This is a genomic window from Microvirga zambiensis WSM3693, from assembly GCF_016735695.1.
Classification (GTDB): Bacteria; Pseudomonadota; Alphaproteobacteria; order Rhizobiales; family Beijerinckiaceae; genus Microvirga; species Microvirga zambiensis.
The window spans coordinates 33,370-45,976 of sequence record NZ_JAERQD010000031.1; the positions used below are offsets into that span (position 1 = coordinate 33,370).

Here is a 12,607-nt window from a genome sequence, read left to right on the forward strand (position 1 = left end):
CTGTTCCTCAGCGCTCATGGAAGGAGCCTGCCATCGCCGAGTAGATCGGCTTCAGCAGGTATTGCAGCACCGTCTTGGTGCCGGTGGTGATGTCCGCCTGGACGGTCATGCCGGCCACGAGCTGCGCGAAACGCGGATCGTGGCCCACATGCTGCTGCTTGAGCGCGATGCGCGCGCGGTAATGCGGCTGCCGCTGCTCGTCGAGGAAAGTGCCGGCGGAGACACGCTCCACTGTTCCCTCGACCGAGCCGAAGCGCGCGTAGTCGAAGGCCTGCACCTTCACGTGAACCTGCTGGCCAGGCTCGATGAAACCGATATCCCGCGGCATGAGGCGCACATCGGCGACGAGCGATGAATCCTGCGGCATGATCTCGGCCACCAGCCCGCCCGGCGGCAGCACGGTACCGGGGCGATGGACGGCAAGCCCGCGCAGAACACCGTCGATGGGAGCCCGCAGAACGGTGCGGTCGGCGCGATCCTCGAGCTTGCGGACGACTTCCGTCGTCTCCGCAACTTCGAGCGCGACGCGGGCCGCTTCCTGACGGGCTTCGTCCACGGCTGTTGATTGCGCCTCGGTGATCCGCGCTTCCGCCTCGGCGAGGCTGCGCAGAGCGGTGCCATGCTGTCCGCTCAGGCGTTCGTGCTCGGCCTTGGCACTCATGAAAAGCCGCTGCGCCTCAAGCACGGAAAGGCGAGTGGTCAGGCCGTTTCTCGCCAGATCCTCCCGGATGCCAAGTTCCTTGGAATGCAGCGACATCTGCTCCTGCAGAGAGGAGATCTGGCCGGATAACGTCGCAAGGTCGCCGCGCCGCTGCGCGACCTGCTCCTGTAGAACGGAAATGCGATCGGCGAGAGCCCGCATGCGGGCCGTCAAGGCGGCGCGCTGCGGTTCGGCGAAGGTACCGGCTGTCAGGAGCGGCACCACCTGCGTTCCTCCCGTCGCGTCGGCGACCATTCCTGCCGTAGGACCCTGGCGCCCGCGCAATTCCATGGCGATGAGATTGCCGTTCGCCGCTGCGGCGAGGCGCTGTGCCTGAAGCTGCAGGGATTCAAGGCGCAGGCGGGCCTGCGACAGCTCGGATTGTGCGGCCGCATCGTTCATGCGCAACAGGGGTTGCCCAGCCTCGATCCGCTCGCCTTCGTTCACAAGCACTTCGGCGACGATGCCGCCTTCGAGATGCTGCACCGGCGCGGGGGCGACGGCGGGCGAAATCTCGCCGACGCTCACAGCGACTTCAGGCACATGGGTCAAGGCCGCCCAAGCGAGGGTCGAGGCCACCAGCAGCCCTGTACCGAGCACGACGGCACGCTCCAAGCCGTGAACGCGCAGTTCCTCAAGCGCGAGCACATGGCTGTCAGGGCGCGGCTGTCGGCTGGCACGGGGCAGGATGCGTCGGTCGATCGTTGCCGGCTGGATCTCGCCCTCGGCGACGTGGTTGGCGGTCTTGCTCATCAGGCAACCTTCGAGCTGTTGGCGGCAGCGACGTTCGCGAAGGCGGCATTGGCCAAAGGGACGCCGATGGAGGTTCTGGTAGGACGCGGTCCGGAAGGGGCGCCCTGCTGTTCGATTTCCTCGACCTGTCCATCCCGGACGCGCAGCACACGGTCGGCAAGACGGATATGGCTCGGCCGATGCGTCGCCATGAGGATGGTGCAGCGCCCCCGATGCGAGGCGATGACATCGGTGAAAGCCTGAGCGCAGGCATCGTCGAGTCCCGCCACGGGTTCGTCCAGCAAAAGGATCGGGGCATTGCGCAGAAGAGCGCCGGCAAGGGCGATCCGCTGCAGGATGCTGCGAGGGAGCCGGCCGCTCTGGTTGTCGCCGACGCGGGTGTCGAAACCCTGCGGCAATGCCTCGATGGCCTCGAGGACGCCAGCCTCTTCTGCTGCCGCGCGCAGTTCCTCATCCGAGGCGCTGGGACGGGCAAGGCGGAGATTCTGGGCGACGGTTCCGTAAAGCAGACCCGGCGATTGCGGCACCCAGCCGATGCTGCGGCGGAGCACAGCGGGGTTGAAGGAACGCACATCGTGCCCGTCGATCCGCACCAATCCGCCCTGGGGCCGGTAGAGACCTGCGATGAGGAGCAGCAAGGTCGATTTACCGGTTCCTTCCGCACCCGTGACGGCGACGACCTGACCCGGCTGAATCGAGAAGCTGGCGCCGGCGAGTACCGGCTCCGCCTGCGGCATGTAGCGCAGGGTCACACGCTGGAACACGATGGCGCCCTGCTCCGGCGGCGCCATGCGCGCCTCGAGCGGCGGCGGGCGCTCGGTCTCGAGCGCCATCATCCCGTCGACCTGGCGTATGGAAGCAACGGTCTGCTCCCACCGTGACAGCATGACGAAACCGGTCTGCAGCGGGCCGAGGATGCGCCAGATCAGCATCATGCCGGCGATGAGCGCGCCCGCCGTCATCGCACCTGCAAGGACGGAGACAACTCCCATCACCACCGCGGCCAGTCCCGAAAGCGTGACGAGCGCCTGGCTGGCGGCGAGGACCGAACCGGAAAGCGTGCCAACCCGAGCCGAAGCGATGGCCGCTGCGGCGGAGGCGCCGGCATAGCGCTCGATCCAGCGCTCCTCGGCACCGACGAGCTTCAAGGTGCGCACGGCTTCCAGTGCCTCGACCGCCAGTGCTTCCCGAGCCTGGTTGGCGCGGGCGGCTTGCTCGATCGCGAGCCGCATCGGCCCGCGGGAGACCAGATAGAGGACGACGAAGCCCGCGGCCGTTCCGACCGGAACGACGGCAATCCAGCCGCCGAGCACCACCATGAGCACGACGACGAGCACGGTGAATGGCATGTCGAGCAAGGCGACTGCGAAACTGCCGGTCAGGAATTCGCGGATGGCTGCAAAATCACGCAGACGCGACACCTGCGAGGCGGTGCCGGCCCGCTCCACAAGCGCGGTCGGCAGCGACATCAGCTGCGTGAACACCGCACTCGGAACCAGCCGGTCGAGCCGTTCGGCGATGCGCAGCAGCGCACGCTGCCGCGTGGCACGGAAGGCGATCTCCAACAGGATCGCCGCGATGACTCCGCCGACGAGCATGGGCAGGGTGCCGGGGCTGTAGCCTGCAATGACGGTGTCGAACACCGCCATGGTGAAGATCGGCACGGCAAGCCCGAGCACGGCCATCAGACCGCTGAGGCAAAGCAGTCCCGGCAGGTCGCCGCGGAAGCGGCGCGCGATGCCAGCGAACCAGTTCTGGCGGGATGATGCGGCATCTGTGTCGATCACCAGCGCCACTCCATGGCGCATTGTTTCAGGAACACATGGCGTCACCTCGCCCGTGCTGCCGTCCAGCGTCAGCACCTGACCGGACTCGTCGCAATAGACCAGAGCTGCCGCCTTGCCCCGGGTCAGGAGGATCGCCGGCAGGCGGCGGGGATCGAGCGAACCGCCGCGCAGACGTTCCATTCGGGTCGGATAGCCCAGGACGGCGAGCGAGTTACGTAGATCCGTGAGGTCGATGTCGGGCTTGGCGTGAGGAAGAGCTGCCAGCAGATCGTCGACGCCGCCCGACCATTCCATCAGCCACAGCATGGCCGATAGGCAGCGCGTGAGATCCGACGGCGTCGCAAGATCTTCAGGCAGCTCGATCGGGCCGTGCAGGTGCGCGCTCACGACACGCGCTCCAATCCACCGCTGCGGATCGCATAGACCCGGTCGGCGATGTTCAGGGTGGAGGGGCGATGGGTGACGATAATCACGGTCACCCTGCCCCTCAATTCCACCATGAGCCGGGCGAGACGTGCGTCGCTGTCGCTATCGATCTGCGAGCTGATATCGTCGAGGAGAAGGATACGCGGCTCCTCGACCAGCGCGCGCACGACGCCGATGCGCTGGGCCGCGCCACGTGGCAGCGGCGTCGCAGCAACGCCGACCTGCGTGTGCCAGCCGCCCGGCAGGGCGCTCGCGACCTGATCCAGGCCGAGTTCCGTCGCGAGACGCAAAGCCAGGGCTTCCCGCTGCGGCTGGTGCATCGTCATATTCTGCAGAAGCGTTCCACGCACCAGTGCCGGGTCCGGCGGCACCAGGGCGACGAGCCGGCGCGCAGGCCCCACATCGACGTCGGCGAGATTCTGTCCGTCAATCCGAACATGACCCTCTTTCGCCTGCAGATCGCCGGCGATCAGGCGCAGCAGCGCCGAGCGGCCGGAGCCGTTGGAGCCTGTGATGCCGACGATCTCGCCGGGCTTCGCCTCGAGCGCCAATCCGTCGAAGAGCCATTCGGAATAGTGCTGGGTTCGAAACCGGACAGCCTCCAGCACAACATGGCCTTCCCTCACCTGCAGCACGGGACGGCCGGCGTGACGCTCCTGGGGCAAGGACCCGATCTCGGCCACGCGCCGGCGGCTTTCCGCCAGCGACTGCAGGCGCGACCACAGGGCGACGCCGCCGAGCAAGGGCTGCATGGTGCGCCCGACCAGCATGGTGCAGGCGCCGAGGCCGCCGACGCTGAGCTGTCCGCTCAGCACCATGTGACAGCCGAAGGCGGCTACGCCCACCGTTGCGATCTGAGCGAGCAGCATGCCCCCTTCCTGGCCTGCGGAGATCGTCTGCGCCAGCCTGCGCCGCAGTTGTGCCGAGCCGTTCTGCAGGCGCTCGTAGCGCCGCTCCAGCAGGGGCTCGGCGCCCAGAACCTTCATGGAATGGATGCAGTTCAGCGTATCGAAGAGGAAATTGAAGCGCCGTTCCTCGGCCATGGCGAGGTTGTGGGCGGCGGAGCGGACGCGGCGTCCCGTCAGGACGGCAAGCAGCCCGACGCCGCCGAGGAGCGCCACCGGCACCAGAACGAGCGGCCCGGCGAGATACCAGATGCCCACCAGGTAAAGCAGTGCGAAGGGCAGATCGAGCATCGCCTGCAGCGCCGGGCCGGACCAGGCTTCGCGTAAGGAGCCAATGGCCGAAAGGCGCTCGGCATAATAGCCGTTGCCGTGACCTTCCAGAGCCGACAGCGGTGCATTGAGCAGGCATTCCATCGCCTGGCGATGCGCCTGCGCCTCGGACGTTGCGGCGATGCGAGCGAGAATGCGTCCGCGCACGTGGCGCAGCAGCGCCTCCAGCAGGATGGCGATCGTCACCATCGTCGCGAGCACTGCCAGCGTACCGACCGCCTTGTTGGGCAGGATGCGGTCATAGACCTGGAGCAGAGCGACCGGGAGCGCGAGCGCGAGCAGGGTGATGAGCAGCGTGGCCTCGAGCACGGGAATCAGGAAGCCGATGCCGAACCGGCCGATCAGGCCTCTGAACGGGCGTGTCAGCCAGGGGCCGGCGGACAGCGGCGATGTCCCGGATAGGACGGCGGACCGATCCATTGCGCTTCCATTGGCCTGACGGCCGGGGAGAGATGACGATGATTGGGGTGAAGAAGCATACCGGGCTCTCACCGGTATGACGGAACGGCATCATGCCCTTGGCCCAGTCTCACCGCGGTGAGCGTCCAATCCGCCATGGATATCAGCGTATCGATAGCGCAGAATGTCGTAATATATTCTTAAACGTCAACAGAGCGTCGTCGAGCAGCAGCCGTTAAACCCTTGGTAGAGTTAATGGTTATAGGGCCCGTTATCTTTGACTGACGGAATTTTCCTCTACCGAATATACGGGATGGCCGCTAATGGGCGCCCTCGACCGGCGGCGTCCCATAGGTGTGGAACGATTCGACCGTCTTCATGCCCCAGGCCTGTCCTTTCTTGCGCTCCTCCTCCGTCCAGACGATCGGCTTCCAGTCCGGGGCGAGGATGAGCCGCGCGCCGGCGTTGCAGACTTCGACGCGGTTGCCGCCGGGCTCGTAGACATAGAGGAAGAAGGTCTGCTGAACCGCGTGCTTGTGCGGCCCCGATTCGATGGGAACCCCCGCCTCCAGGAAGATATCCGCCGCGCGCAAAACGTCCTCGCGGCTATCGAGGGCATAAGTCAGGTGGTGGAAGCGGCCTTTCGCACCCGTATGGTCGCGGGTGAAGGCGAAGTCGTAGCTCTTGTTTGTCAGCGTCATCCACATGCCGGCTTCGGTGCCGTCGTTCAGGACGATCTGCTCGGTCAGCCGGCATCCGAGATAGGTCTCGAAGAAGATGCGATTGGCGCGGATATCCGCGGCGAGACAATTGAGGTGATCGAGCCGGCGAACATTGACGCCGCGCGCCGGGAAGCGCTGCGCCTGGTTCTTCAGGGCAGGCTTGAGCTCCGGCGGCGGGGCATACCATTCGGTTTCGTAATAGAGCTCGACCACATGCCCGTCCGGATCGCGACAGTGGAAGGCCGGGCCATGACCGAGATCGCCGTCCGTCCAGCCGATGTCGTAGCCAGAGCCCTCGAGCGCTGCGACCCTGCGCTCAAGCGCCTGCTGGCTGCGGGTCCGGAAGGCCATGTGGCCCATGCCGGGCTTCTTCGAAGCCGTCAGCTTGAGCGAGTGGCGCTCATAGTCGTCCCAGCCGCGCAGGTAGACGGAATCGCCCTGGCGGCCGCTTTCCGTCATGCCCATCACGTCGACGAAGAAACGCAGGCTCTCGTCCGGCTTCGGCGTCAGCAGCTCGAGATGGCCCAGATGGGCGAGGTCAAGCACCGGTTCTTCCTGCATCGTCATCACTTCCACACGAAAATCGCCGTGACGGGGGGCGGGCCGAACGGCTCGTCCCCACGTTGTCCTCAGTGTCCGGCTCGTAAATCTCTGTCCTCATCCTGAGGAGCCACGAAGTGGCGTCTCGAAAGAGGATCTAGCGCGCACTGGAAGCGCCCTCGCCCTTCGAGACGCCGCCTGCGGCGGCCCTCAGGATGAGGGCTAAGGGGGCGTAAACCCTTTATGGGCCATACACTCACGCCGCCTTCTTGGCTCCCGATCCAGGGCTGCCCCAGACCTCTTCGGCGATCTCGACGATCATCCGCAGCTTGGCCCATTGCTCGTCCTCAGCCAGGGTGTTGCCCTCTTCCGTCGAAGCGAAGCCGCATTGGGGCGAGAGGCAGAGCTGATCGAGATCGACGAACTTGCTCGCCTCGTCGATACGCCGCTTGATGTCGTCCTTCTTTTCCAGGGTCCCGGTCTTGGAGGTCACGAGACCGAGAACGACGGACTTGCCCTTCGGCAGGAAGCGCAGGGGCTCGAAGCCCCCTGCCCGATCCGTGTCCCATTCCATGAAATAACCGTCGACCGGCATGCGGTTGAACAGCACTTCCGCGACCGGCTCGTAGCCGCCCGATGCGATGAAGGTCGAGCGGAAATTGCCGCGGCACAGATGCATGGTGATCGTCAGGTCGTCCGGCTTGTCCTTCAGCGCCTCGCGCACCATCCCGGCATAGATCTCCGGCTGCTTCTCCGGATCGTCGCCGCGCTGGCGCAGCATCTCGCGCTGCTCGGGATCGCAGAGATAGGCGAACGAGATGTCGTCGAGCTGGAGATAGCGGCAGCCGGCGTCGTAGAAGGCGTGGACGGCCTTGTTGTAGGCCTTGCCGACATCGGCATAGAAGTCGTCCATGTTGGGATAGACGCCCATGTTCATCATTTTCCGGCCGCCGCGATAATGCAGCATGCTCGGACCCGGGATCGTCATCTTCGCCACGCGGTCGGTGTTGTCCTTCACGAAGCGGAAATGATCGATCATCGGGTGCTGGCCGGAAAAACCGACCTTGCCGGTGATCCGCAGCGCCTTGGCGATGCCGACGCCGCCCTTGAAGTTCATGCCGGAATCCGCCTCGACGGAGGTGACGCCGTCGAGATGCTCAAGGAAGTCGAAATGCCAGAAGGCCCGACGGAATTCGCCGTCGGTCACAGCCTGCAGGCCGATCTCCTCCTGGCGCTTGATCAGGGCGCGGATCTCCCGGTCCTCGATCTCCTTCAGAGCCTCGTCGGAGATTTCGCCGTCGTGATGCTTGTGGCGCGCGTCCTTCAGAGCCGCGGTGCGCAGGAGGCTGCCGACCATGTCGGCGCGGAAAGGTGGCTTGGTCCGTTGCATCAGATGTTCCTCCATTGTCTTGGTTCAGTGCGCCGCCACGCGTGCGGACTTTTTCTTGGCCGTCACCCCGAGATGCTGCTCGAGGGCGGCCGGGTCTTCGATGAGCGCCCGGCTCGGACCGGCATGGACGATGGTGCCGCGATCGAGGATAAGCGCGTTGTCGGTGACGCCGAGGATCTTCTGGGCGTGCTGCTCGACCACGATGGCCGACATGCCCTCCCCGCGGATGATCCGGCTGAGCGCAGCGAGCAGTTCCTCGATGATGATCGGCGCCAGGCCTTCGGTCGGCTCGTCCAGCAGCATGAGCTTGGGATTGAGCACCAGCGCGCGGGCGATGGCCAGCATCTGCTGCTCGCCGCCGGAAAGCTGGTTGCCGAGATTGGAGCGCCGTTCCTTGAGACGGGGAAACATCTCATAGACCCGCGCGAGGTTCCAAGCACCAGGGCGGGCGACGGCCGTGATGTTCTCCTCCACCGTCAGCGATTTGAAGATGTTGCGCTCCTGCGGCACCCAGCCGATTCCGGCGAGCGCCCGCTTGTCGGGGCGGGTCGTGGTCAGGTCGCGACCGCCGAGCGTGATCGAGCCGCCGCGAAGGCGGGTCACGCCGATGATGGTGTTGATGAGCGTGGTCTTGCCGGTGCCGTTGCGGCCGAGCACCGCGAGCGATTCCCCAGGTTTCAGGCTGAGGTCGATCTTCGAGATGACGATGGCATCGCCGTAGCCTGCCGAAACCTGCTGCAGGTTGAGAAGATCACTCATCGACGCTCTCCCCAAGATAGACGGCGCGGACCCTGGGGTCACTCGAAACCTCCTCAACGGTGCCTTCCGTGAACAGCGCGCCGTTGACGAGAACCGAAATCCGGTCGGCGAAACTGAACACGAGGTCCATGTCGTGCTCGATCAGCAGCACCGAGACGTCGCGCGGCAGCGCCGCCACGGTGGCGAGCAACTCGTGCCGCTCCGCCTCGGGCACGCCCGCCGCCGGTTCGTCGAGAAGCAGCACGCGCGGCCGGCAGGCGAAGGCGACGGCGATTTCCAGCAGGCGCTGCTTGCCATAGGCGAGATTCGAGGTGCGCTCGTCGAGCACGTCGGTCAGGCGGAAGCGCTGGGCGATCTCGACGATCTCGTCGACGATCTCCCGCTTGCTGCCGATCACGCGCCACCAGTCGCGTCCGCCGCCCATCCGCTCGGACACGGCAAGGCCCAGGGTCTCGAGCGGTGTCATGGCCGGGAAGAGTTGATTGATCTGGAAGGTGCGCGCCAGGCCGCGCTGGACCCGCAGTTCCGGACGCAGGCGCGTGATGTCCTCGCCTTCCAGCAGGATCTGGCCGGAGGTAGGGGTCAGCACGCCGGTGAGCAGGTTGATGAAGGTGGTCTTGCCGGCGCCATTGGGGCCGATCAGGGCGTGACGCGCGCCCTGCTCCAATTTGAACGTCACGTCATCAGTGGCGACGAGGCCGCCGAAGCGCTTCACGAGGCCTCTGGTTTCGAGAGCAGGCGCCATGTCAGATCTCCCGGGCCGAGGTGGTCGGCATCGCGTCGGTGCGCTGCGCCTTGAAGCGGCCGAAGAAGCGCTTCACTGCGAATCTGGCCTTGTCTGTCAGGCGCTCCCTACCCGCGAGGACGAGAAGGACGAGGATCAGGCCGATCCAGAACTGCCAGTATTGCGGCGTCCAGGCCGAGAGGACGTCCTGGAGCACCTTGAAGACCACAGCCCCGATCAATCCGCCGTAGAGATAGCCGACGCCGCCGATCACCAGCACCAGCATCACGTCTGCGGAGCGGTGGAAGGCGAGCACGTCGAGCGAGACGAACTGGGTCGTCTGCGCCAGGAGCCCGCCGGCAACGCCCGCGTAAGCCGCGGCGAGCGTGTAGACCGCGACAAGGCGGCGGTTGACCGGTATGCCGACGGCGCGGGCCCGCAGAGGATTGTCGCGGATCGAACGCAGCGACAGGCCAAAGGGCGACACGACGATCCGGCGCGCAAGCACGAACAGCACGAAGGTCACCACGAGGCTGTACGCATAGGCGACAGTCCCAAAGATATCGAACTCGAACAGCCCGAGGATCGGTCCCATGCTGATGCCCTGAAGGCCGTCGGCCCCGCCGGTCAGCCAGGACATCTGGTTGGCCAGCTCGCCGAGAACCAGCGCGACGCCGAGCGTCACCATCAGCTTGGTCAGATCGGATCCGCGCAGCACGAGGAAGCTGGTGACGAAGCCCAGGATTGCCGAAGCGATCGCAGCGACGACCAGACCCGCCAGCGGGTCAGTGATGCCATTCTTGGCCAGGATCCCAGCCACATAGGCACCGAGGCCGAAGAAGGCGGCGTGGCCGAGCGACACGATTCCTGCGTAGCCGAGGATGAGGTCGAGGGAGAGCGCGAAGAGGCCGATGATCGCGATCTCGTTCAGGATGAGATGGCGCTCGGGCAGGAAGAACAGGGTCGCTGCGGCCACGAGCCAGAAGGCGATCTCGCCCAGGCCCCATCGCCCTCTTCGGCTTAAGCCCGTCCTGACGGTTTCGGCAGTGGTCGACTGCATCGGGTGTTTTCCTGTCGGTTCAGCGCGCACGGGCGAACAGGCCTTGTGGGCGAAGAACGAGAACGACGATCATGAGCGTGTAGATGACGAAGGCACCGAGGCTCGGCACGTAATACTTGCCGGCGACATCGGCGATGCCGAGCAGCAGGGAGCCCAGGAACGGGCCGGTGATGCTGGTGGTGCCCCCGACCGTCACCACGATCAGGAAATAGATCATGAACTTGAGCGGGAACGTGGGATCGAGGCCAAGGATCTCCGCGCCCAGCGCGCCGCCTAGGCCCGCGAGCCCGGAGCCGACCGCGAAGGTGGTGGCGAAGATCACGCTCACATTGATGCCGAGGCCGCGCGCGACCCTCGGGTCGTCAACCGCCGCCCTCAAGCGGCTGCCGAAGCGGGTCCGGGTCAGGACGAACTGCAGCGCCACCACGAGGACGCCGCAAACGGCGATGATGAAGCTGCGATAGAGGCCGACCTGGATGCCGAGAATCTCGACGCGGCCCTGGAGCCAGGTCGGGATCTGGATCATCTGCTGCTGCGATCCCATGGTATAGTCGACGGCTGCGACCGCCATGAAGACCAGACCGATGGAGAACAGCACCTGATCGAGGTGGCTGCGCGCGTAGAGCTGCTTGTAGAGCGTCCGCTCGAGCACCAGGCCGATGATGGCCGGCACGGCAAAGGCCAGGGGAAGCGTCAGAAGGAACGGCACGCCAAAGCGGTTCATGAGAACCGCCGTCACATAGCCGCCGGCCATGGCGAAGGCGCCGTGCGCGAGATTGACGAAGTTCATCAGTCCCAGGGTCACCGCGAGCCCGCAGGCCAGCACGAACAACAGCATGCCGTAGGCAATGCCGTCAAAGAGGATGGTCAGCACCGTTCTCTCCAGGCGTATTCAGGGAAGCGCCGCCCTTCGACGGCGCTTCCGGAAGTGATCAATTGGACTTGGCGGCTTTCACCGGGTCCTTGACATTGGGAATCGTGGCGAACTCGACGTTGTAGAGTTCCCCGTTCTTGCGCTCGACCTTGCGGACGTAGATGTTCTGCACGATGTCACGCGTCTGCGGGTCAATGGAGACCGGACCGCGCGGGCTGGTCCAGCTCATGCCCTTCATCGCGTCGACGAGAGCCTGCCCGCCTTCGCCGTTGGTCTTTTTCAAACCTTCATAGATCAGGTGCATGCCGTCGTAGCCGCCCACCGCCATGAAGTTCGGGCGCATGCCGTTGTTGGCCTTCTTGAAGGCCTCGACGAACGCCTTGTTCTCCGCGCTGTCGTGGTCTGCGGAGTAATGCTGGGTCGTGATCGCTCCGAGTGCAACGTCGCCCATGTTGTTGAGCAGATCGTCATCGGTGACGTCGCCGGGTCCGATGAGCTTGATGCCGCTCTTGTCGAGGCCGCGCTCGACGAACTGCTTCATGAACTGGGCGCCGATACCGGAGGGCACGAACACGAACAGGGCGTCAGGCTTGGCGTCCGCCACCTTCTGCAGGAAGGGCGAGAAGTCCGGGTTCGCGAGCGGCACTCGCAGGTTCTCGACCTGCCCGCCCTTGGCGGTGAAGGCGGCGGTGAAGGCCTTCTCGGCGTCGATGCCGGGGCCGTAATCGGAGACGAGCGTCGCGACTTTCTTGAGGCCGTTCTGGGCCGCCCAATCCGCCATCGGCACGGTCGCCTGAGGCAGGGTGAAGCTGGTGCGGACGATGAAGGGCGAGGCCTCGGTGATGGTGGAGGTTGCGGCCGCCATCACCACCTCCGGCACCTTCGCCTGCGTCGCCAGAGGCGCTGGCGCCAGGGCCAGCGGCGTCAGCCCGAAGCCGGCCATGACGGCGATCTTGTCGTTGACGATGAGCTCCTGGGCAAGGCGTTTGGTGACGTCGGCGGTGCCGGTATCGTCCTTGACGATCAGCTGGATCTTCTTGCCTGCAACCGTATCGCCCTTCTGCTGCATGTAGAGCTTCGCCGCCGCCTCGATCTGACGTCCGGTCGAGGCGAAGGGCCCGGTCATCGGCAGGATCAGGCCGATCTTTACCGTCTCCTGAGCCATCGCCACCCCGCTCAGAGCCAGCATAGCCGCCGTGGCGCCTACAGCGCTTAACAATGTCCGTCTCAGCATGTCT

Annotated in this window: 10 protein-coding genes; all 10 read right to left on the reverse strand. The window is 65.5% G+C overall.

Annotated elements, in window-relative coordinates:
• Positions 1-7 precede the first annotated feature (7 nt).
• On the reverse strand, positions 8-1,453 hold the full coding sequence (locus tag JKL46_RS21105; RefSeq protein WP_201837003.1) for an HlyD family type I secretion periplasmic adaptor subunit: 1,446 nt from the start codon (positions 1,451-1,453) through the stop codon (positions 8-10).
• Positions 1,453-3,627, reverse strand: a complete 2,175-nt coding sequence (locus JKL46_RS21110; RefSeq protein ID WP_201837012.1) for an ATP-binding cassette domain-containing protein — start codon at positions 3,625-3,627, stop codon at positions 1,453-1,455. Before JKL46_RS21110 ends, JKL46_RS21105 begins: the two co-directional genes overlap by 1 nt.
• Entirely contained in the window at positions 3,624-5,321 is a 1,698-nt protein-coding gene (locus tag JKL46_RS21115; protein ID WP_201837017.1) for a peptidase domain-containing ABC transporter, read from the reverse strand. Before JKL46_RS21115 ends, JKL46_RS21110 begins: the two co-directional genes overlap by 4 nt.
• Before the next feature lie 299 nt (positions 5,322-5,620).
• Positions 5,621-6,583 (reverse strand): catechol 2,3-dioxygenase, encoded by a 963-nt coding sequence (locus tag JKL46_RS21120; RefSeq protein WP_201837019.1) that lies wholly within the window; start codon positions 6,581-6,583, stop codon positions 5,621-5,623.
• 235 nt (positions 6,584-6,818) lie between these two features.
• Positions 6,819-7,952, reverse strand: coding sequence for a 5-methyltetrahydropteroyltriglutamate--homocysteine S-methyltransferase (locus JKL46_RS21125; RefSeq protein WP_201837021.1), 1,134 nt, complete (start codon positions 7,950-7,952; stop codon positions 6,819-6,821).
• A 24-nt stretch (positions 7,953-7,976) separates the two neighbouring features.
• Positions 7,977-8,711 carry an ABC transporter ATP-binding protein gene (locus JKL46_RS21130; protein WP_201837023.1) on the reverse strand — a complete coding sequence of 245 codons (735 nt, stop codon included), beginning with the start codon at positions 8,709-8,711 and terminating at the stop codon, positions 7,977-7,979.
• The gene (locus tag JKL46_RS21135; RefSeq protein ID WP_201837024.1) at positions 8,704-9,456 is read right to left on the reverse strand and encodes an ABC transporter ATP-binding protein; all 753 of its coding nucleotides are present in this window, start codon (positions 9,454-9,456) and stop codon (positions 8,704-8,706) included. Before JKL46_RS21135 ends, JKL46_RS21130 begins: the two co-directional genes overlap by 8 nt.
• A gap of 1 nt (position 9,457) precedes the next feature.
• On the reverse strand, positions 9,458-10,495 hold the full coding sequence (locus tag JKL46_RS21140; RefSeq protein ID WP_201837026.1) for a branched-chain amino acid ABC transporter permease: 1,038 nt from the start codon (positions 10,493-10,495) through the stop codon (positions 9,458-9,460).
• A 19-nt stretch (positions 10,496-10,514) separates the two neighbouring features.
• The gene (locus JKL46_RS21145) at positions 10,515-11,369 is read right to left on the reverse strand and encodes an ABC transporter permease subunit (RefSeq protein WP_201837028.1); all 855 of its coding nucleotides are present in this window, start codon (positions 11,367-11,369) and stop codon (positions 10,515-10,517) included.
• Between the two features lie 58 nt (positions 11,370-11,427).
• Complete coding sequence (locus JKL46_RS21150; protein ID WP_201837030.1) at positions 11,428-12,603, reverse strand: ABC transporter substrate-binding protein; 1,176 nt, start codon at positions 12,601-12,603, stop codon at positions 11,428-11,430.
• Positions 12,604-12,607 lie beyond the last annotated feature (4 nt).

Coding starts and splice junctions, on each gene's coding strand:
- JKL46_RS21105 (WP_201837003.1), bottom strand. CDS start 1,453: ATGAGCAAGACCGCCAACCACGTCGCCGAGGGCGAGATCCAGCCGGCA.
- JKL46_RS21115 (WP_201837017.1), bottom strand. CDS start 5,321: ATGGATCGGTCCGCCGTCCTATCCGGGACATCGCCGCTGTCCGCCGGC.
- JKL46_RS21120 (WP_201837019.1), bottom strand. CDS start 6,583: ATGCAGGAAGAACCGGTGCTTGACCTCGCCCATCTGGGCCATCTCGAG.
- JKL46_RS21125 (WP_201837021.1), bottom strand. CDS start 7,952: ATGCAACGGACCAAGCCACCTTTCCGCGCCGACATGGTCGGCAGCCTC.
- JKL46_RS21130 (WP_201837023.1), bottom strand. CDS start 8,711: ATGAGTGATCTTCTCAACCTGCAGCAGGTTTCGGCAGGCTACGGCGAT.
- JKL46_RS21135 (WP_201837024.1), bottom strand. CDS start 9,456: ATGGCGCCTGCTCTCGAAACCAGAGGCCTCGTGAAGCGCTTCGGCGGC.
- JKL46_RS21140 (WP_201837026.1), bottom strand. CDS start 10,495: ATGCAGTCGACCACTGCCGAAACCGTCAGGACGGGCTTAAGCCGAAGA.
- JKL46_RS21150 (WP_201837030.1), bottom strand. CDS start 12,603: ATGCTGAGACGGACATTGTTAAGCGCTGTAGGCGCCACGGCGGCTATG.